The sequence below is a fragment of the Alistipes montrealensis genome, from assembly GCF_018362775.1.
Classification (GTDB): domain Bacteria; phylum Bacteroidota; class Bacteroidia; order Bacteroidales; family Rikenellaceae; genus Alistipes; species Alistipes montrealensis.
On sequence record NZ_JAGYXY010000005.1, the window covers coordinates 70,458 to 91,588 of the forward strand.

Consider the following 21,131-nt stretch of genomic DNA (forward strand, 5'->3'; position numbering starts at 1 on the left):
AAAAATAGGGCAACTAAAACAGTTACCCTAATAAAACAATAATACCTAAATCTTTCGGAGACTGGAAACCCGACCAGTAATCCTGCTGCCAGAACGCTTGCGCCGATGCTATGTTGGGTTTACAATTCATAGGATTTAGGTGTCGCTATAATTGTGCACAAAGATAGGGCATTTTCGCCGGGCATGCAAAACTTTTCCGGAAATTTTTTTCAACAATTCATACACACCCCACCGCCCGCACCCTGCATACGGCGGTCCGAAAGCATTATCCCATCGCCTCCCGGCAGGCAATCCAGCCGACGCGCCTGCATTCGGGCTCAAGGCCCGCAAACGCATCGGGACGCAGCGACAAGCGCGATCCCCGGCACAACTTCCGATCAAACAGGCCTGAGCCAGCCCTATTTGACAATGACCAGGTCGACGCCCGCCTCTTCAATGATCGAAACCATCGGCTCGGGAATCCGGTCGTCGGTGACGATCACGTCGATGTCCTCCAGAGCACAGATGCGGCCGAAACCGCGCTGTCCGAATTTCGACGAATCGGCCAGCACGATCACCTGCGAAGCGGCATGCATCATCCGGCGCGTGAGTTTGGCTTCGTCGATCGTCGAGGTCGTGATGCCGTGTTCGGGGTCGATGCCGTCCACGCCGAAGAAGACCTTCGAGCAGATACAGTCATCGAGTTCACGGGCCGCCTCCTCGCCCAGCACCGACAGCGATTTCTTGTGCACCGTGCCTCCCAGCTGCACGACGTTGACGTTCTCCGATTCGTTGAGCAGTACACCCAGCCGCAGGAACGGCGTGACGATGTTCAGGTGATGCCACATGCGCATCTTGATCTCCTCGGCGAAGGCGTAGACCGTCGAACCCGAAGCCACGATGATCGAGTCGGTCTCGTTGAGCATCTCTGCGGCCCGCTGGGCGATACGCCGCTTGGAGTCGCGGTTGATATTGTCCTTCACATGCACGTCGAGGTCGGCGACATGGGGGTTTGCGGGGCGCGCGCTGCCGTGTACCTTATATAATAGACCTTTGCTTTCGAGGATTTTGATGTCCTTGCGGATAGTCACCTTCGTAACACCCAGTTCGTTGGCGACATCGGTAATCCGGACAAAGCCGTGTTTGTTCAGGCTGTCGAGGATGTATTTGTGCCGTTCGGCAATGCTCAGCATATCGATTGGAAATTTAAACAGTTATAAAAACAAAGATAAGAAAAGATTCGGACTTCGCAAAAAAAGGGTCCGAAACCCATCACGGGCCGGACCCTCCCGGACCGAAGTCCGTATCATCATCTAAAATGGAACTTTCGTTATTCCATCTCGGCTTCGTAGCCGTCGGCCTTGGCGCCCCACATCAGCAGGAAGACCAGCATACCCACAACGGCCATACCGAGGATGCCGATGTAAGCCCAGTTCCAGCCGTAGTGCTGGGCCACGAAGCCCAGTCCCACGCCCGAAACGAGCGTCGAAGCGTAACCGAACAAGCCCGTAAGGCCGTTTGCCGTAGCGGCGGCTTTCTTCGTAGCCTGGTTGGCGGCGGCAATGCCGATCAGCGCCTGCGGGCCGTAGATGCAGAATCCGGCGGCGCAGAGCGTAGTGAACAGCAGCCAGATCGGAGCGTCGGCAGGGAGTTGCCAGAAGAGGAAGACGAACAATGCGGCCCCCGCCATGCAGAAGACGCAGGTGCGGTGTGCACGGCCTTTGAGCCATTTGTCCGTCGCCCAGCCGGCGAAGAGCATGCCGAGGATTCCGGCGATCTCGAACATCGCCACGAGCCATCCGGCGTGCGACATCGAGACACCCTTCGACTGACTCAGCAGCGAGGGTCCCCAGTCGAGCACCGAGAAACGGACGATATAAACGAAGAAATTGGCGAAGCCCAGAATCCAGATCAGCGGATTCTTGAAGACGTATTTCATCAGGAAGGCCTTGTGCTCGGCGCCCTTCTTTTCGGTTTTCACCTGTTTGGTCTCGGTTCCCTCCAACTCGGGAAGCCCCACCGAAGTCGGGGTGTCGCGCAGGAAGACGACCAGGCCGATGGCTCCCGCGAAAGCGATCGCCGAAGGGATCCAGAAACACCATTTCCACGCCCCGACGTGCGCCGCAGACTCCATCACGCGCTCCATGCCCTCGGCGTCGCCGGGCTGAACGCCCAGATTGGCGGCAATCGAAGCCACAGCATCGGGATCGCCCGTCATGTTAGTACCCAGCGTACCCATGATATAACCGCAGAGAATCACCACCAGACCCGCACCGATCGAGTGCGAAGTATTCCAGACTGACATCTTCGTCGCCAGTTCCGTGGGCGGAATCCAATGGGTCAGCAGGCGCGCACAGGGAGGAAATCCCGTGCCCTGCAACAGGCCGTTGATGACCCACATGACACCCATGAAGAGAATCATCGTATTGCCGAACTGACTGCCGTCGTGCTGGCCCGTGATCCAATAGGACACGTCCTCGCCGAAACCGAACGCAAAGTTGGCCAGCGCACACAACGCCAGGCCGATGGCCATGTACCAGCGGGCGTTCATGCGGTCGGCCAGAATACCGTTGGCAAAACGTGAAAAACCGTAGATCAGGCCGTTAAGGGTGAGGAAAATACCGAGGCTCGTCTTCGAAATACCGAGATCGGCTTCCAGACCGGGCATGGCCAGCGAAAAGTTTTTGCGCACGAAATAGAAGAGCGCATAACCGACCATCGTTGCGATGATCGTGCGCATCTGCCAATACTTGAAGCGCTTGGTTTGTTCAGATGTCATTTCGAAATGAAAGTTAGTAGTTTCAGAAGCCAAATATACAACTTTCGGTGCGATAATCTAAATTATTTCTGCGTTTTTTCCGATTTACTACCCAAAGTTTACGGACCGGACTACTTGCGGGAAGCCGCAAGGGCCGGCTCTTCGTGACCTTGCCCGGGGCTTTCGACCGCCCAGATACCGCCTTTGCCGAACAGACGGTCGAGCCACTCCTCCATCCATCCGCAGCGGAAAGCCGTGTCGATGACCGTATAGCGGCTGCGCATGTAGGGAATTTTCTCGAATGCTCCGCGGAACCGGGCGCGTGAAACGCCGATGTGCTCGGGTTCGTAGGGAGCGCCGACCAATTCCAGGCGGCGGCGCACCTCGTCGAAGGGGATAATCTGACGGCGAATGCGTTCGCGCAGCGCGGGCCATGCCTGCTTCAATCGCGTGAGTTGGTCGCGCAAACCCTCCTTATCCACATATTTGTCGCGCGTCTCCTTCAGGCCGCGGGCCACGAACTCAGGATCGTTGTCGAAGATGGCGCGGATATCCTTTTCGGTCTCGTCCCACGATTTCCATGCGGCGACGCACTTCTCAATGTCCAGTTGTTCCACAGGAGCGTCGAGCAGCATTTCGAGAAACGCCGTCGAGGCAAGCGTACCGATGCCGACCTTGAAACCATGCGATACCGAAGCGCCGTTGAAACGCAGGTGTTCCATATCCCAGAGGTGGCTGAACTGGTGTTCTGCCCCCGAAGCCGGGCGGCTCGACTGCGTCGCCTGCATGGCGAAACCGCTCAGCAGCAGCCCTTCGGCCAACTGTTCGACCTTTTCTACATTGCCTGCATGCACGCCTGCGGGATCGCTCAGGGCCTCTTTCAGTCCATCCTGTACCAGCCCGAAAGCGAAGTCGTCCATCGCCTCGGAACCTACCGCGTCGGAGAGCATCCAGTCGGCCCCGGCGGGAATCTTGGCGATCAGGTCGGCATAGCCCGAAGCGGACATTTTGGCGGGCGCAGCGGCCGAGATCGAGGGGTCGAGAACCATGCCCAGCGGAGCCGGGCAGTCGAACGTCTGTTTGTTGCCGTCTTTCGTAATCGAAGCGCCATAGGCCGTGTAACCGTCCATCGAAGCGGCCGTGCCGACCACCATATACCGGCGGCCGTTGTGGTGGGAACAGAGCTTCGTCAGGTCGTTGATCACACCCGAACCGACAGCCACGGGAATGGCGCCGGTCTTTGCCAGCACACCGTCCAGCTCCTCGACGAACGACCATTCGGCATAAAGTTTCGGATCGGTGAAAACATGCGGTTCGTCCTGCGCGATACCCGCATCGGCGAGGATGCGGTGCACCTCACTGCCGGCGACACGCCATGTATTGGTATCGGCAACCACAACGGCGCGGCAGCCGGGAAACAACTCGTTGAACATCTCCGCCGTACGAGGAAGAGTGCCGACACCGATTACCAGTGCCTTGGTGTCGGTCGTGCGCTGAAGGGCACTTTCTACCTTATTCATATTACTATCTGTTTTGTTTTAATGTTTTCACAAACGAAACCCCGCAGGGTGATTTCAGTTTCCCCAAAGTAAAGGCAAATATAGACATTATTTTCCTTTTACCAATCATAAACAACGCAAAATTTTTCTTTTTATATGCTATTTGATTTCCATTTGAATTATCAAAACGAAAAATTGGATAAAAGAAAATAAAAACATACCTTTGGAACTCCAATCGATAAAACTTTCACCATGAAACGACTTACCCTACTGCTGGGCGCGTTCCTGCTGACAGCCGCCTCCTTCGCCCAGCCCGCCATGCCGCCTACGGCACGCATCGCCAACGGACCTTATGTATTAAACGTCACCGAAGACGGTTTCACGGTCGTCTGGAATTCGAAGGCCGACGCCATGGGATGGGTCGAAGTAGCCCCGATGGACGGCTCGCACTTCTACTCGACAGACCGACCGAAATATTACAATTCACACCTCGGACGCCACGTCGTGGGACGTATGCACCAGGTGCGTGTGAGCGGCCTTCAGCCCGGCACGACCTATCGCTACCGCATCATGCAGCGGGGAATCTTCGTAGATGAAGGCAACAAGAGGACCATTTTGGACGACGGGGACGGCAGCGAAGTATACAGACAGAAGCCATACACCATCAAGACGCTTGATCCGGCGCAGCAGCGCGTCGATTTCTGGATGGTCAACGACATCCACTCGCGCGATTCCGTTTTCCAACTCCTGATCAAGGACGCTCCCAAGGCGCAGCCGGATTTCGTCTGCCTGAACGGCGACCTGGCCAGCCAAACCGAAAACGAACAGACGCTCTGGGATGCCTGTCTTTCGTCGGCATCGAAGATTCTCACCCCTGCGGGCATTCCGCTCGTCGTGACGCACGGAAACCACGAACACCGCGGCTCCTATGCCGGTCACTGGCTCGACTACTTCCCCACGCCGACCGGAGAGACCTACTACACGTTCCGGCGCGGACCGGCCTTTTTCATCGTACTCGACGGCTGCGAGGACAAACCCGACAACGATCTCCGATACTACGGACTGGGCGACTGGGACGCTTACCGCCAGCAGCAGGCCGAATGGCTCAAGGGCGTCGTGGCGAGCGATGAATTCCGGACGGCTCCGGTACGCATCGTGCTGATCCACATGATCCCGGGCAAGGAAGACAGTTGGTACGGCGAACAGCAGATCCGCAAACTCTTCGTGCCGGAGCTCGTCGGCAAAGGCATCGACCTGATGCTCTGCGGCCACTACCACCGTTACTTCTGGATCGACGACGACAGCCGCGGAGTGGACTTCCCGATCCTCGTCAATTCGAACAACGACTGTCTCCGCGTGTCGGCCGGCCCGAAAGGCATCGACCTGAAGGTGGTCGACACCGCGGGCGCTGTGATCAAGCAACACCACATCGACAAAAAAACCAGATAACAACATGGAAAACAAGCCCTTTCACAAATACCGCTCCGTCTGGGAGCACGACGAACTGACGGAACGCCTGCGCCGCATCCGCCACGTGGCGCTCGATATGGACGGCACGATCTACATGGGGATGTCGCTGTTTCCCTACACGCAGGCTTTCCTGCACGGGCTCAAGGAGCAGGGAATCGGCTATTCGTTCCTGACGAACAACCCTTCGAAATGCATCGCCGACTACCTCCACAAGCTCGAAACGCTGGGTATCAAGGCCTCGCGCGACGAGATGTACACCACGGCGCTGGCCACCATCGATTACATCAAGACCCATTACCCCGCGGCCAAGCGGCTGTTCCTGCTCGGCACGCCGTCGATGATCTCGGAGTTCGAGGCTGCGGGCTTCGAATCGTGCGCCGATTCGGCCGACGACGTACCCGACGTGATCGTGGCGGCGTTCGACATGACGCTCTGCTACGAACGGCTGTGCCGCGCAGCGTGGTGGATCAAGCAGGGCGTACCCTACATTGCCACCAACCCCGACCGGGTATGCCCCACCGACCTGCCGACGGTGCTGGTCGACTGCGGTTCGATCTGCGCGTGCCTCGAACACGCCACGGGACGCCGCCCGGACATTACGCTGGGTAAACCCGACCCGAATATGCTCTCGGGCATCCTCACCCGCCACGGGTTGCAGCCCTACGAAATCGCCATGGTCGGCGACCGCATCTACACCGATGTCCAGATGGCCCACAATGCCGGGGCGATGGGCGTGCTGGTGCTCTCGGGCGAGACGACGCTCGACGTGGCCGACCAGGCCGAACCGCAGCCCCACATCACGGCCGACAGCATCGAGGTATTGGGCGAACTGATCCGCGAGGCGCATAAATAGCCCGACGGCGGAACGAAATGCCCCGGCAAACGCCGGAAGAGGGCATCCAATAAAGTCCAATAAGTTATAACAATAGCTCTATCAGAAAAAACCGGGTCTTTCGAGGCCCGGTTTTTCGCATCCTTTGCTATCTTTGCCTGAAGCAAACCCGGACATGTCCGGCTGTTTGTACTGTTTTTGCAAAACAAACCGAAACGATCCGCATGGAAGAACACAACATACTTATTCCCCTGCTGCTGACGCTCGGCGCGGGCCTCGCAACGGGCATCGGCAGCGCCATCGCCTTCTTCGCCAAACGCACCAACAAGCGGCTGCTGTCGTTCTCGCTGGGCTTGTCGGGCGGCGTGATGATTTACGTCTCGTTCGTGGAGCTGTTCCAGCAGGCGAATACGACCCTCTCGGCCGAATGGGGCGGACATACGGGCACGATCGTCACCGTGGCGAGTTTCTTCGCAGGCATCCTGCTGATCGGCATTATCGACCGGCTGGTTCCCTCGTTCGAAAATCCCCACGAAGCCCACCGCGTCGAGGAGATGGATCATCAGCCCCGCAACCCGAAACTGATGCGCATGGGCGTGATGACGGCGCTGGCCATCGGCATCCACAACTTCCCGGAAGGCATCGCCACCTTCACGGCGGCGGTGGACAACATGACCCTGGGCGTCGCGATCGCCGTAGCCATTGCCATCCACAACATCCCCGAAGGCATCGCCGTCTCGATCCCGATTTACTACGCCACGGGCGACCGCAAGAAGGCTTTCCGGCTGTCGCTGCTCTCGGGCCTCGCCGAGCCGGTCGGGGCCGTGCTGGCATGGCTGGTGCTGACTCCCTTCATGTCGCCGACGCTGATGGGCTGCATCCTGGCCGGGGTAGCGGGCATCATGGTCTTCATCTCGATCGACGAACTGCTGCCCGCAGCCCGTGAATACGGCGAAGCACACATCTCTATCTACGGCGTAGTGGCCGGAATGGCGCTGATGGCCGTAAGTCTGATTATGCTGGCATAATCAGACAATTAAGAATTAAGAATGAAAAATTAAAAATTACGTTCTTGGATATTTTTTTACTCATCGTCGGCCTGGGGCTGATTCTCGCGGGAGCGAATTTTCTGACGGACGGTTCCGCGGCACTGGCCCAGCGGTTCCGCGTCCCGGAGTTCATCATCGGACTCACGGTGGTCGCCGTCGGGACCTCGACGCCCGAACTGGTCGTATCGGTCCTGTCAGCCATCGCGGGCAAGAGCGACGTGGCAATCGGCAACGTCGTGGGATCGAACATCTTCAACGTCTTCGTGATCCTGGGCGTCTGCGCCCTGATCCGCCCCCTGCCGCTCACGGCAGGCAACATCCGCCGCGACATCCCGTTCGGGGTGATTACGTCGCTGTTGCTGCTGGCGCTGGCCTCGGATTCGTTTTTCCGCACGGGGGCAGCGGACCGCATCGGCCGCATCGACGGCGCGGCGATGCTCCTGCTCTACATGGCGCTGATGTGGTATACGATCCGCTCGACGAAACGCCCCGAAACACCGCCGGCAGAAGAGGCGAAGCCGGGAATGGCCGGATGGCTCATGGCGGCGATGATCGTCGGAGGCCTCGCGGGACTGGTTTTCGGCGGTGAGATGTTCCTCCGCAGCGCTACGTCGATTGCCCGAAGCCTCGGAATCAGCGAATCGGTGATCGCCATCACGCTGGTGGCCGGCGGCACGTCGCTGCCCGAACTGGCCTCGTCGCTCGTGTCGCTGTTCAAGGGCAAGGCCGACATGGCGCTGGGCAACGTCATCGGATCGAACATCGCCAACATCCTGCTGATCCTGGGCGTGAGCGCGACGATCCATCCGCTCTCGATGGGCGGAATCACAGTCTGGGACCTGCTGATGGTGGTATTGAGTTCGGTGTTGTTGTTCTTTGCGGCCTTCACGTTCAAACGCAGGGCCATCGACCGCTGGGAGGGAGCGATCTTCCTGGCGATTTACATCGCCTACATCGGATATTTGATCAGGTAGCGGTCGACGAGCCGAGGTACGGCATAATCGCCCAATGCGGAGGCCGGGACGGCCATGGCGGCGGCGAAAGGGGTAAACAGGGGCGTTTCGATGCGGTGGAAGACCGCATGGAGCGTCTGGTGGGAAAGCTGGTGTTTCGGCATCGGAACGCTGCGCACCAACCGCCACGGAGCGTCGCCCAACAACTCGCGGAACTGCGGCAGGTCCAGGAGTCCGGCCAGGTCGACGGAAACGCCGGTCTCGATCAGCGGAAATTCGTAAAGCCCCTGCCAGATGTCGCGCCCTTCGCGGCGGTGCAGCAGAACTTTGTCGCCCGAAGAGATGTGCAGGTAGTTGAACCAACGGTCGCGAACCCGGGTTTTGCCCTGCTTCACAGGGCGGTCGGCAACGGTTCCGGCGGCCAGGGCAAGGCACTGTTCCGCAAGCGGACACACCTCGCAGCGGGGCGAAGCCGGGGTGCATTGGATAGCTCCGAAGTCCATGATCGCCTGGTTGTAACGGCCCGGCTGCGCAGTGTCCAGTTGCGACTGGGCCAGGCTGGCGAAAGCCCGCTTTCCGGCCGTGGTGTCGATCGGCTCATCGAGGTCGAAGAGCCGGGAGAGCACCCGGTAGACGTTGCCGTCCACGACGGCGCACGGAGCGTCGTAGGCCGCCGAACAGATGGCCGCAGCGGTATAATCGCCCACGCCGCGCAGCGAACGTACGTCGTCCGGCGACACGGGGAACACCCCGCCGAAGCGTTCGACGACCTGCCGGGCAGCGGCACGGAGGTTACGGGCACGGCTGTAATAACCCAGTCCCTGCCAAAGTTTCAGCACCTCGTCCTCGGGAGCGGCTGCCAGCGATGCGACATCGGGAAAACGCTCCGTGAAACGGAGGTAGTACTCCAATCCCTGCGCCACGCGGGTCTGCTGAAGGATCACCTCCGAGAGCCAGATACGGTAAGGATCGTGCGTACGGCGCCACGGCAGGTCACGGCCTTCGCGGGCATACCAGTCGAGCAGTATTTCGGCAATGCGATTCATAACGGAAGACAAAAATACGACATCGGAACCGAATTTGAAGCATTCCAACCTAATTAAAACGATATGCATATGGAAAAGAAACACACTTTAGTAGACAACGCCGCTGAAAAGCGCTATGAACTCGACCTGGGAGACGACATGGCTCTTATCGAATACGTATTGGGCCGCGGGCTGATCGTGCTGACGCACACCGAAGTTCCCGAGCAGTACGAAGGCCAGGGTATCGGCAAGGAACTGGTGCAGGCCGTACTGGAAGACATCCGCACAAAAGAAATCAAGGTCGTCCCGCAATGCCCGTTCGTCGCGGCCTATATCCGCCGCCATCCCGAATGGATGGATCTCGTATTGACCGCCGAGAACAAGTAAACAGGCCCCTACATTCCGGGATCAGGCCGCAAAGGCCGTCCCGCCGCAAAGCCGGACTCTTCGAAAGGGTCCGGTTTTGCGTATCCATACGGGCACGTTTCGCTTATAAACATATGTATTCACTTTTTTGAAAAATTTCCGGCTTGAAATTTGGTTTATTTTATAAACTACTTTATATTTGCAATAGATTTACAAACCGAGCCTTAGCTCACAACCGGAAAAAACCATGGAAATCAATTCTGCACACACCGACAAACGCCGCCTTTTCGCGCGCTGGTTCTGCCGCCGCCTGACCACCTACACCGTCATCTGCGCCTTCCTTGCCTTCGTCAACTGGCAAACCTCGCCCCACTACTGGTGGGTGCTGTGGGTCATCGCCGGATGGGGGCTGAACATCGTGCTGTCGCTGGTCTATTACCTGTTCGACTGCGACGACGAACGCAATTACCGCAACTACTAAAAAAACACGCCATGAAAACGTTACTCGCAATGCTCGCCGCCCTTGCCCTGGGCAGTGCCGCCGCAACGGCAAAGACGCTCGAAATCACGGTCGAAGATGTCCGCAGCGACAAAGGACAGATTCTCGTAATGGCCGCCGCTGCCGGACAGGAACAGCCCGTTTACGGCAAAGCCGACGCTAAAAAAGGTTCGGTCGTCGTGACTCTCACGGGCCTCGAAGCCGACACGGTCGAAGTCTCGCTCTTCCACGACGAAGACGGCGACTTCAAGATGAAGACGGGCAGTCGCGGCCCGCAGGAGGGCTACGCCGCCAGAAAATGCAAACTCCCGGCCGACACGAACGCCGCAAAACTGCGCCTCTACTACCCCGCACCTGAAAACGAATAGCCCCATGCGCCGCCTCGCATACCTGCTCCTGCTCACGCCGAGCCTTGCCACCGCACAGCGTCCCGTCGTCACGGGGCGTGCGGTCGACACCGATTGTGCCGTAGCCTGCGCCACGGTCACGCTCATGCGCGAAGGCCGGCAGACCACAGGCGGCACGACCGACGCCGAAGGACGGTTCTGCCTCCCGGCCGACACGGGCAGCTACATGCTCTCGCTGCGCCATGTGGGATATGAGCCGTTTGAAAAACCGCTCTACCTGGGTCCGCAGGGGATCGACCTCGGGGAAATCCGCCTCACAGCCGCAGGAATCGGGTCCGTGACCGTCACAGCGGAAGCGGTGATCCGCGAAAACGACCGTTTTGTGGTCAATGTCGGCGACGGTCCCGCCTTCGCGGGGCGCGACGGGGAGGAGTTGCTGCGGCTGGCGCCGGGAGTCCGGATCGGAGACGACGACATTTCGATCAACGGCGCTTCGGGAACGCAGGTCTACATCGACGGCCGGAAGTTGAAAGGCTCCGCCGGGCAGACGGCCGCTTATCTCCGGAGTCTCACGGCCGCCGCCATTGCCCGCATCGAGGTAGTGCCGCAGACCGGGGCGGAATTTGCAGCGGACGCCCGCGGCGGCGTAATCCTGATTACCCTGCGGCGGCGCAGGGCTGACGGCATGGACGGCAACCTGCAGACGGCTACGATACAGAGCCCCCGCCTGAGCGCCTACGCCCCTTCGGGCCGCCTCGGCATCCGCACGGGTCGCTGGACCACCAGCGCCTCGGCAGCCGGAACCTTCACGCCCCGGGCCGAAAGCCGTTTTACGGAGAGCCGCAATTATCCCTTCCGCGGCAAGAGCGCAACCGACGGCCGCAGCAACTACGGCCGCGGGGAGCTAGCCGTCGTTTCCGACCCTTCGCCGCGCCACACCGTAGGCCTTTCGGCCGAATACACCGCCAACAGCCTCCGCATGCCGACCTCGGCACAGACCGAACTGAACGGCACGACGGCCGACAGCCGCTACCGCCAGCACACGGACGACGGGACGCTGGCCCTCACGGCCAACTACGTCTGGCGTATCGACACGCTGGGGTCCGAACTCAAATTCATCGCCGACTACACCCGCTATTCCTCCGACGGCGACAACGACTACCGGACCCGCTACGCCCAGGCCACGAAAACCCGCGATTCGCTCTACCGCTCCGCCGCCCGGTCGCGTTATGACATCCTGACCGCCGACCTCGGACTGACACACCGCCTATCCCATGGCCTGACCCTGCGTGCCGGGGCCCGCTATACGCGCAACGACATGGACGACCGCAGCCGCTACGAAGCCCGGCAGGACGGCGTATGGCAAGGTCTCACGGACTACGGTTACACGCGGCACTACACCGAGCTGACCGGAGCAGCATACGCTTCGCTGGCGCTCAAACAAGGGCGCTGGGACCTTGCAGCAGGATTGCGGGGCGAGTACACCGCCATCGGGTCGGAAGGCCTCGACCGCGACTATTTCGGACTTTTCCCGAACCTCTCGGCCAACTACGCCCTCAACGAACTGCGGACCTGGATGCTGGCGGCGCAATGGAGCCGCAATATCGAACGGCCCTCGTTTCCGGCATTGAACCCGGCGCGCATCCAGCTTTCGGATTACAGCTACCAGACGGGCAACCCCGCGCTGCGTCCGACTTACATTCACCGCGTGTCGCTAACACTGATCTGGCGTTACCGTTACGTGCTCTCACTCGGCGGCAACCTCCACCACGACCTGATCCGCGAGGTAGCTTCGGCCGACGCGGCGAATCCCGATGCAATCCGCATCCGGCCCGAGAACCACTACACCGAGAACCACTGGTTCGCGTTCCTGAACCTGCCGCTGAAGATCACCCGCTGGTGGGAACTCAAACTCAACGCCGTGGGTGTGGCCCAGCGCATCCGCCTCTCCCGCCGTGACGCGCCTGCAACCCACGGACTGCTGTTCGCCGACGCCACAGCGGCCTTCACGCTTCCTGCTGAATTTTACGTCGAGGCGGTATACCGCTGCCAAAGCCGCCTCTATTCGGGCAACAGCGAGATAGGTCCCCGCCATACGCTCGGGGCGACGATTAAAAAACGCCTCTGCCAAAAGCGACTGACGCTCTTCCTGACGGCGCAAAACCTTACGGACTGCGGCTGGGAGTTCGTCTCCCGGACCGACGGCTTGCGCCGCACGGTGAGGGGCCGCCAGCCGTGGTCGGGACGCACGTGGAAGGTCGGAGTATCGTGGAATTTCCGTTCCGGAAAAAATTTCCGGACCCGGCAGGTCGAAAGCGCCGCAGCTTCCGAACGCAGCCGCCTCGCCAAAACGGACGGACAATCGAAATAAATTCGTAACTTTAACCCCCAAATAACACCTCATGGACGACAAAAACCTCAAAGCCGACCAAAGCATCGAACTCATCCGGCAGATGATCCGCGACACACGCCGCCGCCTCTCGCCGGGGAGCAGCAACCTGTTCCTCGTATGGGGATACCTCATCGCGGCGACCGCCGTCGGGATTTTCTTCCTGCTGACCTTCACCGGCTGCCGCGCCTGGCAATGGCTATGGCTGCCGGCACTGGCCGCCGGAGGTATTTTCACGTGGTGGTACAACCGTCGCCACGCCGCACAGGTCAAAAGCTACACCGACCGCCTGCTGGAACAAATCTGGGGTTGCGTGGGAGGCCTCATCGCCTTTTCGACCTTCGTGATATGCATGGAAACCGAATGGCCCGTCGACCCGCTGTTCCCCGCTCTGCTGCTGATCAGCGCAGGACTTTTCATCTCGGGAACCGTGATTCGCAACAAATACATGTATTACGCTTCGTGCCTGCTGCTGCCGGTGAGCTTCGGCATCATCCGCGAATCGTGGATCAACACCGACTCCGAGGGCAACCTCATCCAGTTCGCCGCGGCAGTCCTCATCGGACTTGCAGGCTCGGGATACGCACTCAAACGACAGGTCAAACGCGACGCCGCAAAGACGCCGGAAAACGAACAATAAGATGGAAGAGCGTAAATTGGAAGCCGCCGAAAGCCTTGCGCTGATCGGCCGCATGATCGAAAACACCCGCAGCCGCATGGTCCGCAACTCGGGCCGTCCACTGCTGGCATGGGGTTACGCCACCGTCCTGACGACGCTCGTCGTCTGGGGTGCGGTCGCCTACTTCCGGGATGCACGCTGGAACTACCTCTGGATGCTGCTGCCCCTGTTAGGATGGCTGCTGATGTGGCTTACGCGCGGAAAAAAGCCCGAAGGCGAAGTACGGACGTTCGTCGACCGCGTGATCGGAAACGTCTGGCTGGTAATGGGTCTCACGGCTTGGTTTGTCAGCATGCTCTCGCTTTTCTCGCCGATGCGGCTCCCCATCCTGTTCATCATCCTGCTGACGATGGGCATGGGAACGGCCATAACGGGACTGATTATCCGTTTCATGCCGGTCACCGCGGGCGGCATTGCGGCAATCGTCATCGCACCCTTCTCGATGATCGCACCCAACATGTGGCAGCCGCTCCTTTTCATCGCCGGCTTCACGGTGATGATGATCATCCCGGGCCACATCCTCAACTACAAGTCGAACCACCCTGCCCGATAACACAATGTTCAAAGAACTGAATCCACTGCTACACTCCGAACTGAGGCTGGCCGTCGTTTCGATCCTCATCGGGGTCGAAAGCGCCGACTTCGTCTTCATCCGGCAGCAGACCGGAGCTACGGCGGGCAACCTTTCGGTGCAGTTGGACAAGCTTTCGAAGGCAGGTTACATCGAAATGGAAAAGACTTTCCGGGGCAAGATACCCTGCACGATATGCCGCATTACCGACGCCGGGCGGGACGCCTTCGCCGAGTATGTCGAGGCATTGCAAAGCTATATAAAACGATAAGTCCGCGCAATCCACGGCGTTCCGCCGTGTTTACAAATCCGCCCTGCCCCTGACTCCCCGCCTCAGCGGGGATTTCCGGACACGCATTACAGCGAACAGAAGAACGTCACCAGAAACGGGACGCTGAAATCGAGCACACAGCCATGGAAAATCGAAACCACGGCATAAGGCCGTCCGGCAGACTGCGTGATGATCGGCAGCGTCGTATCGAAAGTCGTCGCGCCGCCGATCGACACCGCAGCGAGGGGACCGCACCAGCGCGCCACGAGCGGCGCGGCCAGCAGGGTGAATATTTCGCGCATGACATTGCACAGCAGGGCGATCGTAGCCAGTTCCGGCCCCCGGAAATCGGCAATGAAGATGCTCGACAGCGAATAGTAACCGAATCCCGCCCCTACGGCCAGCGAGTCGGTCAGCGACCATCCGCCGAGCAGCGGCGCAGCTACGGCGGCTCCGGCCAGTGTGCCGACCGCCGTAGCGACCGGCAGCAGCGCCAGCCGCGGATCGAGGCGCCGGACACGCCCGGCTAACGTGCGGTCGTTGCCCAGTGTCATGCCGACGCAGAACATCAGGGCATACAACACATAAGTGCTGACCCGCGACCCGGCCACGTCGAGCGGCGTCAAAAGGCCTGCAGCGCATCCCGCCACAAAGAAAGCCACGATCACCAGGCTGCCTTTCAGGGCCGCCCAGGTGGAAACCGGTTCTTCCGACGCAACCCCGCTTTCGTCCGCAGGCATGGCGCGGCCCCGAAGGCGCCGCCACAGCAGCCACGCCGCAAAGATGCTCCCCGCAACGGACAAAACAAAGATCGCAAAGGCCGCCGCCCCCAGCGTCGCCAGTCCGCCGACGACCGCGGGATCGGAGCCGGCCTCGACACCCAGCAGGAACAACAGTGCCCAGATAATAACGGTGATAAGGCGCTGTACAAAGGCGAGGCGCCGACCGATAAGCAGGCGCCCCGTCACAATGCCTCCGATGATGACGGCGAATATTACAAACATCCCGGTTATTCCTTTTTCGCCGTGAGTTTTTCGATCTGCCGCTCGGTCTCGGCTTCGAGGTTGGCAGCCTGCTTCTCAGCCTCCTGCACCAGTTTATCCCCGGCCTTCTCGGCGGCAATCTTAGCCAAAGCCCCCTTCGAGGATGCACCCTCGATGAGTTTCGTGCGCTGCGCCTGTGCCGCTTCGACGAGTTTCGCACCGCCCCGCTTCGCCTCCGCGCGGAGGTTCTCGATCTGTTTGGCGACCTCCTCGGAAAGCGACTCGCTGCCCGTAAGTTTCTGGATCTGCTCGTTGACGACGTTCTTCACCGCCTCCTCGGCAGCCTCCTTCACCCCGAGGGTGATCTTCGGCGAAGAGAACGTGCCTCCGATGTTCACACCGACCGACTGGAGCGCCTTCCCGCCCGGAATAGCCACCTTGGCCTTATAGTCGATAGTCTGGTCGAGGCCCGTCGAACCCGCGAGGTTGATATTGACGCCGCCCATCTTCAGGTCGAAGGGCTGCGTGGTGATGCGTCCGTCCTTGATTGCAAAGCGGATCGCTACATCCTTAGCCTCGATTTTCCGCAGGTCGTCGTTGCCCAGCGCCTTGGCCAGGGCATCGAACGCTTCGATATTCTGGATATGGATGTTGGCCGACTTGATCTCGCCCGTAGCGTTGAGCGAATGCAGGTCGGGGGACATTTCGGCGTCGAGCGACGTACGCAGGTCCAACGCCAGCGAATAATCGCCGCCCGTCTTGGCAAAAATCGGCACGAGTTTCTGCACCATCTCCAACTCCTCGAAGGTCTTCTGGAACGAAGCGCCCGAAATATCGGCATTGAGTTTCAGGGCCGGATGCGCGGGATCGGCAGCCGTCGAATAGCTGCCCGAAGCAGTGGCTTTGCCGCCGAAGACACCCAACCGGAGCCGTTCGAGCGACAGCGCACCGTCGGCGATGCGCATTTCACCCGTTATTTCATGGATCGTCATCTGCCCGAACAGGACTTTACGCAGGTCGGTGTTGAGCGAAAGGTTCAGGTTGCGCGGGACCACGACTGCCTGCATCGGCTCAGCCGGAGCCTCCTCGACGGCAGTATCCTCCTCCGCAGCGGGGAGCGCGTCCATAATTTCATTCACATCGAGCAGTTCCGACTTCACATAGAGTCGGCCCGAAAGCATGTCGCCGCGCAGCAGGTAACCGATGTAGTTGGCCAGTTGGCCGTTAGCCGCAAGATCGCTCTTGCCGATCGTCACGCCGAATTCGCCGAGCGTCATCGCGGCCGGGGTAATGGTGGCCGCAGCACGGCGGATATGGACCGCCGGCAGGTCGGGAAGCGTCAGACCCAGGCCCTCGACGACGAAAGTCCCCTGTGCACCGAGTTGCTCATACCGGTTTTTCTCGATGTCGGACATGCGGCCCGAAAGTTTCAGGTCCACGGTGAACAGGCCGCCCAGTTCGACGCCCTTTTCCAGCGGGTAAACCTCCTTGACGGCCCCCAGGTCGACGCGCCCGTCGGCCGAAACACGAAAAACGGGGTCGCTGATGAGGCTGGTGGCGTAGAAAGTCGCCGCAACGGAGTTCCCGGCCATTTGAAGACCGAACTTCGAGAGGTCGATGACGGTTTTGTCCATCACGCCCCCGGGATTCGAAACCTTGGCGGCGATGTTGATATCGGTCACGGCCTTGGGCAGCGACGAGTATTGAAAACTGCCGTTGCGGACCTCGGTTTTCAGTTCGAAGGCCGGAAGCGCTGCTCCGCGCATCTCGCCCTTGGCCCAAAGCCCCATCGACAACTCACCGCCCGCCGCGAGATTTTTGAATTCACGGGTGTAGAAAGCCGGAATCAGCGACAGTACATCCTTGAACTGCACCTTGTCGCAACCGGCCTTGAGGTCGAGGGCCAGCGCATCGTCACGCATCTCGACCCAGCCGTCGAGGCCGACCGAGACGGCGTTCAGGCGCAGCGTATTGTGCGAGAAGGTAAAGCGGTTATTTTTCAGGTCGGCATCGATCACGGCGACAAGTTCCGCCTCGGCGTCGCTCAGCAGCGGAATGCCGCCCGACACGAAGCGCAGGCCTGCGGCTGTCAACCGCAGGTCGAGGTCGGTACGGTCGGCCGACATGTTGCCCTGCAGGCGCAGCGAAAGAGGCGTCGCCGAAAAACGCATATTCGTCGAATCGTCCTCGTAACGGATCGCAGCATCGGAAATGCGGAAATCGCGGACCGAAAGCCGGAACGACGAAGGTCCGGCATCCTCCGCCGGTTCTTCCGCCCCGGGTTCGTCCGACGGTTTCATCACGTCCCAGTTAACGGCTCCGTCGGCAAGTTTGTGCGCATGCACCGCCGGCGATGCGAGGATGACTTTGGTCACCTCGAATCCGCTGTCTCCGAAAAGCGACATCAGGTTGACTACCACAGAGATACGTCGTGCTACGACGATCGTGTCGCCCTCGAAACGGTCAACGCCAACCAGCGTCAGCCCCTTCAGCTCCAGCGAAGCGTTGGGGAAGTGGCGCAAAAGGCTGATATCGAGTTTCTCGAAATCCAGCTTTGCCGCGAGCATCGCATTGGCCTCGCGTTTCACGATGTCGGCGATCTTACCCTTCAGCGCGATCGGCGCGATCAGGGCGATTGCCAGAATAACGGCCACCACGATGGCCGCGATCTTCACGAATTTTTTCATTCCACATCTATTTTACAGGCGAAAAGCGTAGTTTCCGCCTCCTTGAATCCGAGTTTTCCATACAATCCGTGCGCCGCCCTGCGGGCAGGATTGGAGGTAAGCATCACTTTCCCGGCTCCGACGGCAACCGCATGCCCCAGCGCCGCGCGCACGAGCGCTTCGCCTGCGCCCACTCCCCGGACCGCGGCGTCGACCACCACGTCCTCGATCCACGCCTTGCGCCCCGAAGGTACGTCATACCACACCAGGGTCAGGACCCCGACGACAGTTCCGCCGGCCTCGGCCGTGAAAAGCGCAGCCGACGAACTTCCCGCCACCGCCTGCAACCGCTCCGCCGAAGGAGCGGCAAGCCGCGGCGAAAGCTGCGGCATCAGCCGCGCAAACGCTTCTGTCAGAGAATCGGTAACTTCGGTCACCCGGCGCACGTTAAGTTCCATCGTCAGCATATTTAGTACAAAGATAGCCTTTTTAGCCGAAACGTTATGGCTATCTGCGGAAAAAAGCGTACTTTTGCCCCGCAACGGTTCCATCGGCGCCCCGGAAGGGCGCATGGGATTAAAAGGGAATGCCGTGAAAACCGGCAACAGTTCCCGCTGCTGTGAGTTACGCCATGCGTTCCGGCACTCTTTGGCCACTGTCCCAACGGACGGGAAGGCGCCGGAACGGTAACGAGTCAGAAGACCTGCCGCTGCAATTCGAAATACGGATCAACCCTGCGGAGAATGGGGGCGGCAAGCGATCACGAGGAGTCATCCTTCAGGCACTTAACCTCCCGGAAACGCACTTTAGTTTACGACGATGAAACGCTTCGTGCGAAATACGGCGGCATGCGCCCTCGCAATGCTCTGCTGCGCCTGCATGGACTACGGACCGCTCCCCGAAGAGCCGTTCAGCCAGACCGCGCGCGGCGTGTTCATCACCTGCGAAGGCAATTTCATGTGGGACAACGCTTCGCTTTCGTTCTACAACCCGGCGACGCGGACGGTCGAAAACGAAATCTTCCTGCGCGCCAACGGCATGAAACTCGGCGACGTAGCCCAGTCGATGGCCATCCGCGACGGACGGGGTTACGTCGTGGTCAACAATTCGGGTGTGGTTTACGTGATCGACACCGACACGTACCGCGTCACGGGATTGATCGAGGGCATCGTATCGCCGCGTTACATCCACTTTCCCAACGACACTACGGCCTACATTACGGACCTTTACGATCCGCGCATCACCGTCGTGGATACGCGCAACAACCGCATCCGGGGCCGGATCGGCATGAACGGCCACAAATCGACCGAACAGATGGTCCAATGGAATGACAAAGTGTTCGTCAACTGCTGGTCGTACGATAACAAAATCCTCGTAGTCGACGCCGCACGCGACATGCTGATCGATTCGATCGAAGTGGGCTGGCAACCCTCGTCGCTGGTCCTCGACCGCCACGGAAAACTCTGGACCGCAACCGACGGACGCAACGGGGAAGCCCCCGCCCTGTGGCGCATCGACGCCCAAACGCAACAGGTCGAACAACGTTTCGGCCTTCCGGAAGAACTCCGGCCTTCGGAACTGACGCTCAACGGCGCGCGTGACACGCTTTATTACATCGGCCGCGACATCTGGCGCATGCCCGTCATCGCGGAATCACTGCCCGCAACTCCGTTCCTGCCCTATTCCGAAACGATCTACTACGGAGTGGCGGTCGACCCCGACACCTCGGAAGTCTACGTCGCCGACGCCATCGACTACGTGCAGCATGCCGTGGTTTACCGCTTCACGCCGCGCGGCGTACCTGTGGACACCATCCGGGTCGGCATCACCCCCGGGGCATTCTGTTTCAAACGATAAATTCAACCGCACCATGAAAAAATACGCATTCCTCCTGCTTTTGGCCACCGCCTGCAACTCGGGCGAAACGATCACGAAAACCGAGATCGAAGAACCGGCGTCCACAGTCATCGAATACACTCCCGCACCGGGACAGTTTATCAATAGTCCGACCGCAGGATTCGACACGCAGGCCATCACGACGGCCGCAGACGCCGTCGCCTACGCCGAACGCCGCCTGGCCATGGGCGGCGACCCCGATCCCGACAGTCCGACAGCCGATTACGGCTTCGTATCGCTCGGAGGCTGGGGCGGTTACCTCGTCGTCGGGTTCGACACCCCGGTGGCCAGCACGGGCGGCTACGACCTCTACGTTACAGGCAACTCGTTCAACGGCTCTTCGGAACCGGGAATCGTCTGGGTGGCCCAGGATGCCAACGGCGACGGATCGCCCGCCGGCGAAACCTGGTATGAACTCAAAGGCAGCGAATACGGTAACGGCAAAACGATTTTCAATTACGAAGTCACCTACACCGAACAGGCCGACGGCAGCATTGCATGGACCGACAACCAGACTCCCGCCGGCAGCGGCACGATCGACCGCATCGGCGCGCACGCACAGGCCAGCTACGCCCCGGCGTGGGTCAAAACCCGGACTTACACCGGCACGCGCCTGCCTGACAACGTTCGCTACGACGAAGCGACGAACCGCTACGTCATGACGGCCTTCGCATGGGGCTACGCCGACAACAGCTCGAAGATCGACGGCATAGGCGCAAAGAACCGCTTCAAAATCTCGGACGCCGTTGACAAGGACGGCCATCCCGCCAACCTCACGCAGATCGACTTCATGAAGGTTCAGACGGGCGTGAACTGCAAAGCCGAAAACAACGTGGGCGAAATCTCGACCGAGGTCTGCGGCATCGGCTGTTACCGCATCGTCACCAAAACCGAATAAC

Annotated in this window: 20 protein-coding genes and 1 riboswitch; of the genes, 13 read left to right on the plus strand and 7 right to left on the minus strand. The window is 59.9% G+C overall.

All coding sequences use genetic code 11. The features are described 5' to 3' along the window. Nucleotides 1–398 precede the first annotated feature (398 nt). The 3 genes from KG007_RS11030 to KG007_RS11040 form a co-directional block, all read right to left on the minus strand. A complete protein-coding gene (locus KG007_RS11030) occupies nt 399–1,172 on the minus strand; it encodes a DeoR/GlpR family DNA-binding transcription regulator (RefSeq protein ID WP_195458612.1) in 774 nt (257 codons plus the stop codon). Nucleotides 1,173–1,309: 137 nt separating this feature from the next. Next, entirely contained in the window at nt 1,310–2,758 is a 1,449-nt protein-coding gene (locus KG007_RS11035) for an MFS transporter (protein WP_213348887.1), read from the minus strand. A 110-nt stretch (nt 2,759–2,868) separates the two neighbouring features. Beyond that, on the minus strand, nt 2,869–4,257 hold the full coding sequence (locus tag KG007_RS11040) for a sn-glycerol-1-phosphate dehydrogenase (RefSeq protein WP_213348889.1): 1,389 nt from the start codon (nt 4,255–4,257) through the stop codon (nt 2,869–2,871). 231 nt (nt 4,258–4,488) lie between these two features. Here KG007_RS11040 and KG007_RS11045 point away from each other — a divergent pair, with 231 nt between their 5' ends. The 4 genes from KG007_RS11045 to KG007_RS11060 all read left to right on the plus strand — a co-directional run bounded on the left by KG007_RS11045 (nt 4,489) and on the right by KG007_RS11060 (nt 8,561). Next, entirely contained in the window at nt 4,489–5,685 is a 1,197-nt protein-coding gene (locus KG007_RS11045; protein WP_213348891.1) for an FN3 domain-containing metallophosphoesterase family protein, read from the plus strand. A 4-nt stretch (nt 5,686–5,689) separates the two neighbouring features. Further along, entirely contained in the window at nt 5,690–6,559 is an 870-nt protein-coding gene (locus KG007_RS11050; RefSeq protein WP_213348893.1) for an HAD-IIA family hydrolase, read from the plus strand. Between the two features lie 203 nt (nt 6,560–6,762). After that, nucleotides 6,763–7,566 (plus strand): zinc transporter ZupT, encoded by an 804-nt coding sequence (zupT, locus tag KG007_RS11055; RefSeq protein ID WP_195458617.1) that lies wholly within the window; start codon nt 6,763–6,765, stop codon nt 7,564–7,566. Nucleotides 7,567–7,610: 44 nt separating this feature from the next. Then, nucleotides 7,611–8,561: a calcium/sodium antiporter gene (locus KG007_RS11060; RefSeq protein ID WP_213348894.1), complete on the plus strand. Its 951-nt coding sequence runs from the start codon at nt 7,611–7,613 to the stop codon at nt 8,559–8,561. Here KG007_RS11060 and mutY read toward each other — a convergent pair. Beyond that, entirely contained in the window at nt 8,537–9,586 is a 1,050-nt protein-coding gene (gene mutY / locus KG007_RS11065) for an A/G-specific adenine glycosylase (protein WP_195458619.1), read from the minus strand. The genes KG007_RS11060 and mutY overlap by 25 nt on opposite strands. Nucleotides 9,587–9,655: 69 nt before the next feature. Here mutY and KG007_RS11070 point away from each other — a divergent pair, with 69 nt between their 5' ends. The 7 genes from KG007_RS11070 to KG007_RS11100 all read left to right on the plus strand — a co-directional run bounded on the left by KG007_RS11070 (nt 9,656) and on the right by KG007_RS11100 (nt 14,687). Beyond that, nucleotides 9,656–9,952 (plus strand): GNAT family N-acetyltransferase, encoded by a 297-nt coding sequence (locus tag KG007_RS11070; protein WP_213348895.1) that lies wholly within the window; start codon nt 9,656–9,658, stop codon nt 9,950–9,952. Nucleotides 9,953–10,178: 226 nt separating this feature from the next. Then, nucleotides 10,179–10,412, plus strand: coding sequence for a 2TM domain-containing protein (locus KG007_RS11075; protein ID WP_195458621.1), 234 nt, complete (start codon nt 10,179–10,181; stop codon nt 10,410–10,412). Nucleotides 10,413–10,423: 11 nt separating this feature from the next. After that, the gene (locus tag KG007_RS11080; protein WP_195458622.1) at nt 10,424–10,798 is read left to right on the plus strand and encodes a DUF2141 domain-containing protein; all 375 of its coding nucleotides are present in this window, start codon (nt 10,424–10,426) and stop codon (nt 10,796–10,798) included. 4 nt (nt 10,799–10,802) lie between these two features. Continuing rightward, entirely contained in the window at nt 10,803–13,148 is a 2,346-nt protein-coding gene (locus tag KG007_RS11085) for an outer membrane beta-barrel protein (RefSeq protein ID WP_213348896.1), read from the plus strand. A 31-nt stretch (nt 13,149–13,179) separates the two neighbouring features. Next, the gene (locus KG007_RS11090; protein WP_213348897.1) at nt 13,180–13,806 is read left to right on the plus strand and encodes a hypothetical protein; all 627 of its coding nucleotides are present in this window, start codon (nt 13,180–13,182) and stop codon (nt 13,804–13,806) included. Between the two features lies 1 nt (nt 13,807). Then, entirely contained in the window at nt 13,808–14,398 is a 591-nt protein-coding gene (locus tag KG007_RS11095) for a hypothetical protein (RefSeq protein WP_213348898.1), read from the plus strand. Nucleotides 14,399–14,402: 4 nt separating this feature from the next. Next, nucleotides 14,403–14,687: a winged helix-turn-helix domain-containing protein gene (locus KG007_RS11100; protein ID WP_195458625.1), complete on the plus strand. Its 285-nt coding sequence runs from the start codon at nt 14,403–14,405 to the stop codon at nt 14,685–14,687. Between the two features lie 86 nt (nt 14,688–14,773). Here KG007_RS11100 and KG007_RS11105 read toward each other — a convergent pair whose 3' ends face one another. The 3 genes from KG007_RS11105 to KG007_RS11115 are packed head-to-tail and all read right to left on the minus strand — an operon-like array spanning nt 14,774 to nt 18,794. Next, entirely contained in the window at nt 14,774–15,691 is a 918-nt protein-coding gene (locus tag KG007_RS11105) for a lysine exporter LysO family protein (protein WP_213348900.1), read from the minus strand. A 5-nt stretch (nt 15,692–15,696) separates the two neighbouring features. Then, complete coding sequence (locus KG007_RS11110; RefSeq protein WP_213348902.1) at nt 15,697–18,357, minus strand: AsmA-like C-terminal region-containing protein; 2,661 nt, start codon at nt 18,355–18,357, stop codon at nt 15,697–15,699. Then, nucleotides 18,354–18,794, minus strand: coding sequence for a GNAT family N-acetyltransferase (locus KG007_RS11115; protein WP_213348904.1), 441 nt, complete (start codon nt 18,792–18,794; stop codon nt 18,354–18,356). The genes KG007_RS11110 and KG007_RS11115 overlap by 4 nt, the downstream gene beginning before the upstream one ends. Before the next feature lie 67 nt (nt 18,795–18,861). Continuing rightward, nucleotides 18,862–19,061: riboswitch (cobalamin riboswitch) on the plus strand. Nucleotides 19,062–19,155: 94 nt separating this feature from the next. Between KG007_RS11115 and KG007_RS11120 the strand changes: the two genes are divergently transcribed. Next, nucleotides 19,156–20,193 (plus strand): YncE family protein, encoded by a 1,038-nt coding sequence (locus KG007_RS11120; protein ID WP_213348906.1) that lies wholly within the window; start codon nt 19,156–19,158, stop codon nt 20,191–20,193. A gap of 13 nt (nt 20,194–20,206) precedes the next feature. After that, the gene (locus KG007_RS11125) at nt 20,207–21,130 is read left to right on the plus strand and encodes a hypothetical protein (protein ID WP_213348908.1); all 924 of its coding nucleotides are present in this window, start codon (nt 20,207–20,209) and stop codon (nt 21,128–21,130) included. Nucleotide 21,131: the final 1 nt, after the last annotated feature.

Excerpts from the sequence above, each read along its gene's own strand:
- KG007_RS11100 (WP_195458625.1), top strand. The coding sequence starts at position 14,403 with ATGTTCAAAGAACTGAATCCACTGCTACACTCCGAACTGAGGCTGGCC.
- KG007_RS11090 (WP_213348897.1), top strand. The coding sequence starts at position 13,180 with ATGGACGACAAAAACCTCAAAGCCGACCAAAGCATCGAACTCATCCGG.
- KG007_RS11030 (WP_195458612.1), bottom strand. The coding sequence starts at position 1,172 with ATGCTGAGCATTGCCGAACGGCACAAATACATCCTCGACAGCCTGAAC.
- KG007_RS11075 (WP_195458621.1), top strand. The coding sequence starts at position 10,179 with ATGGAAATCAATTCTGCACACACCGACAAACGCCGCCTTTTCGCGCGC.
- KG007_RS11120 (WP_213348906.1), top strand. The coding sequence starts at position 19,156 with ATGAAACGCTTCGTGCGAAATACGGCGGCATGCGCCCTCGCAATGCTC.
- KG007_RS11070 (WP_213348895.1), top strand. The coding sequence starts at position 9,656 with ATGGAAAAGAAACACACTTTAGTAGACAACGCCGCTGAAAAGCGCTAT.
- KG007_RS11105 (WP_213348900.1), bottom strand. The coding sequence starts at position 15,691 with ATGTTTGTAATATTCGCCGTCATCATCGGAGGCATTGTGACGGGGCGC.
- KG007_RS11035 (WP_213348887.1), bottom strand. The coding sequence starts at position 2,758 with ATGACATCTGAACAAACCAAGCGCTTCAAGTATTGGCAGATGCGCACG.
- KG007_RS11080 (WP_195458622.1), top strand. The coding sequence starts at position 10,424 with ATGAAAACGTTACTCGCAATGCTCGCCGCCCTTGCCCTGGGCAGTGCC.
- KG007_RS11095 (WP_213348898.1), top strand. The coding sequence starts at position 13,808 with ATGGAAGAGCGTAAATTGGAAGCCGCCGAAAGCCTTGCGCTGATCGGC.
- KG007_RS11040 (WP_213348889.1), bottom strand. The coding sequence starts at position 4,257 with ATGAATAAGGTAGAAAGTGCCCTTCAGCGCACGACCGACACCAAGGCA.
- KG007_RS11085 (WP_213348896.1), top strand. The coding sequence starts at position 10,803 with ATGCGCCGCCTCGCATACCTGCTCCTGCTCACGCCGAGCCTTGCCACC.
- zupT (WP_195458617.1), top strand. The coding sequence starts at position 6,763 with ATGGAAGAACACAACATACTTATTCCCCTGCTGCTGACGCTCGGCGCG.
- KG007_RS11050 (WP_213348893.1), top strand. The coding sequence starts at position 5,690 with ATGGAAAACAAGCCCTTTCACAAATACCGCTCCGTCTGGGAGCACGAC.
- mutY (WP_195458619.1), bottom strand. The coding sequence starts at position 9,586 with ATGAATCGCATTGCCGAAATACTGCTCGACTGGTATGCCCGCGAAGGC.
- KG007_RS11115 (WP_213348904.1), bottom strand. The coding sequence starts at position 18,794 with ATGGAACTTAACGTGCGCCGGGTGACCGAAGTTACCGATTCTCTGACA.
- KG007_RS11125 (WP_213348908.1), top strand. The coding sequence starts at position 20,207 with ATGAAAAAATACGCATTCCTCCTGCTTTTGGCCACCGCCTGCAACTCG.
- KG007_RS11110 (WP_213348902.1), bottom strand. The coding sequence starts at position 18,357 with ATGAAAAAATTCGTGAAGATCGCGGCCATCGTGGTGGCCGTTATTCTG.
- KG007_RS11045 (WP_213348891.1), top strand. The coding sequence starts at position 4,489 with ATGAAACGACTTACCCTACTGCTGGGCGCGTTCCTGCTGACAGCCGCC.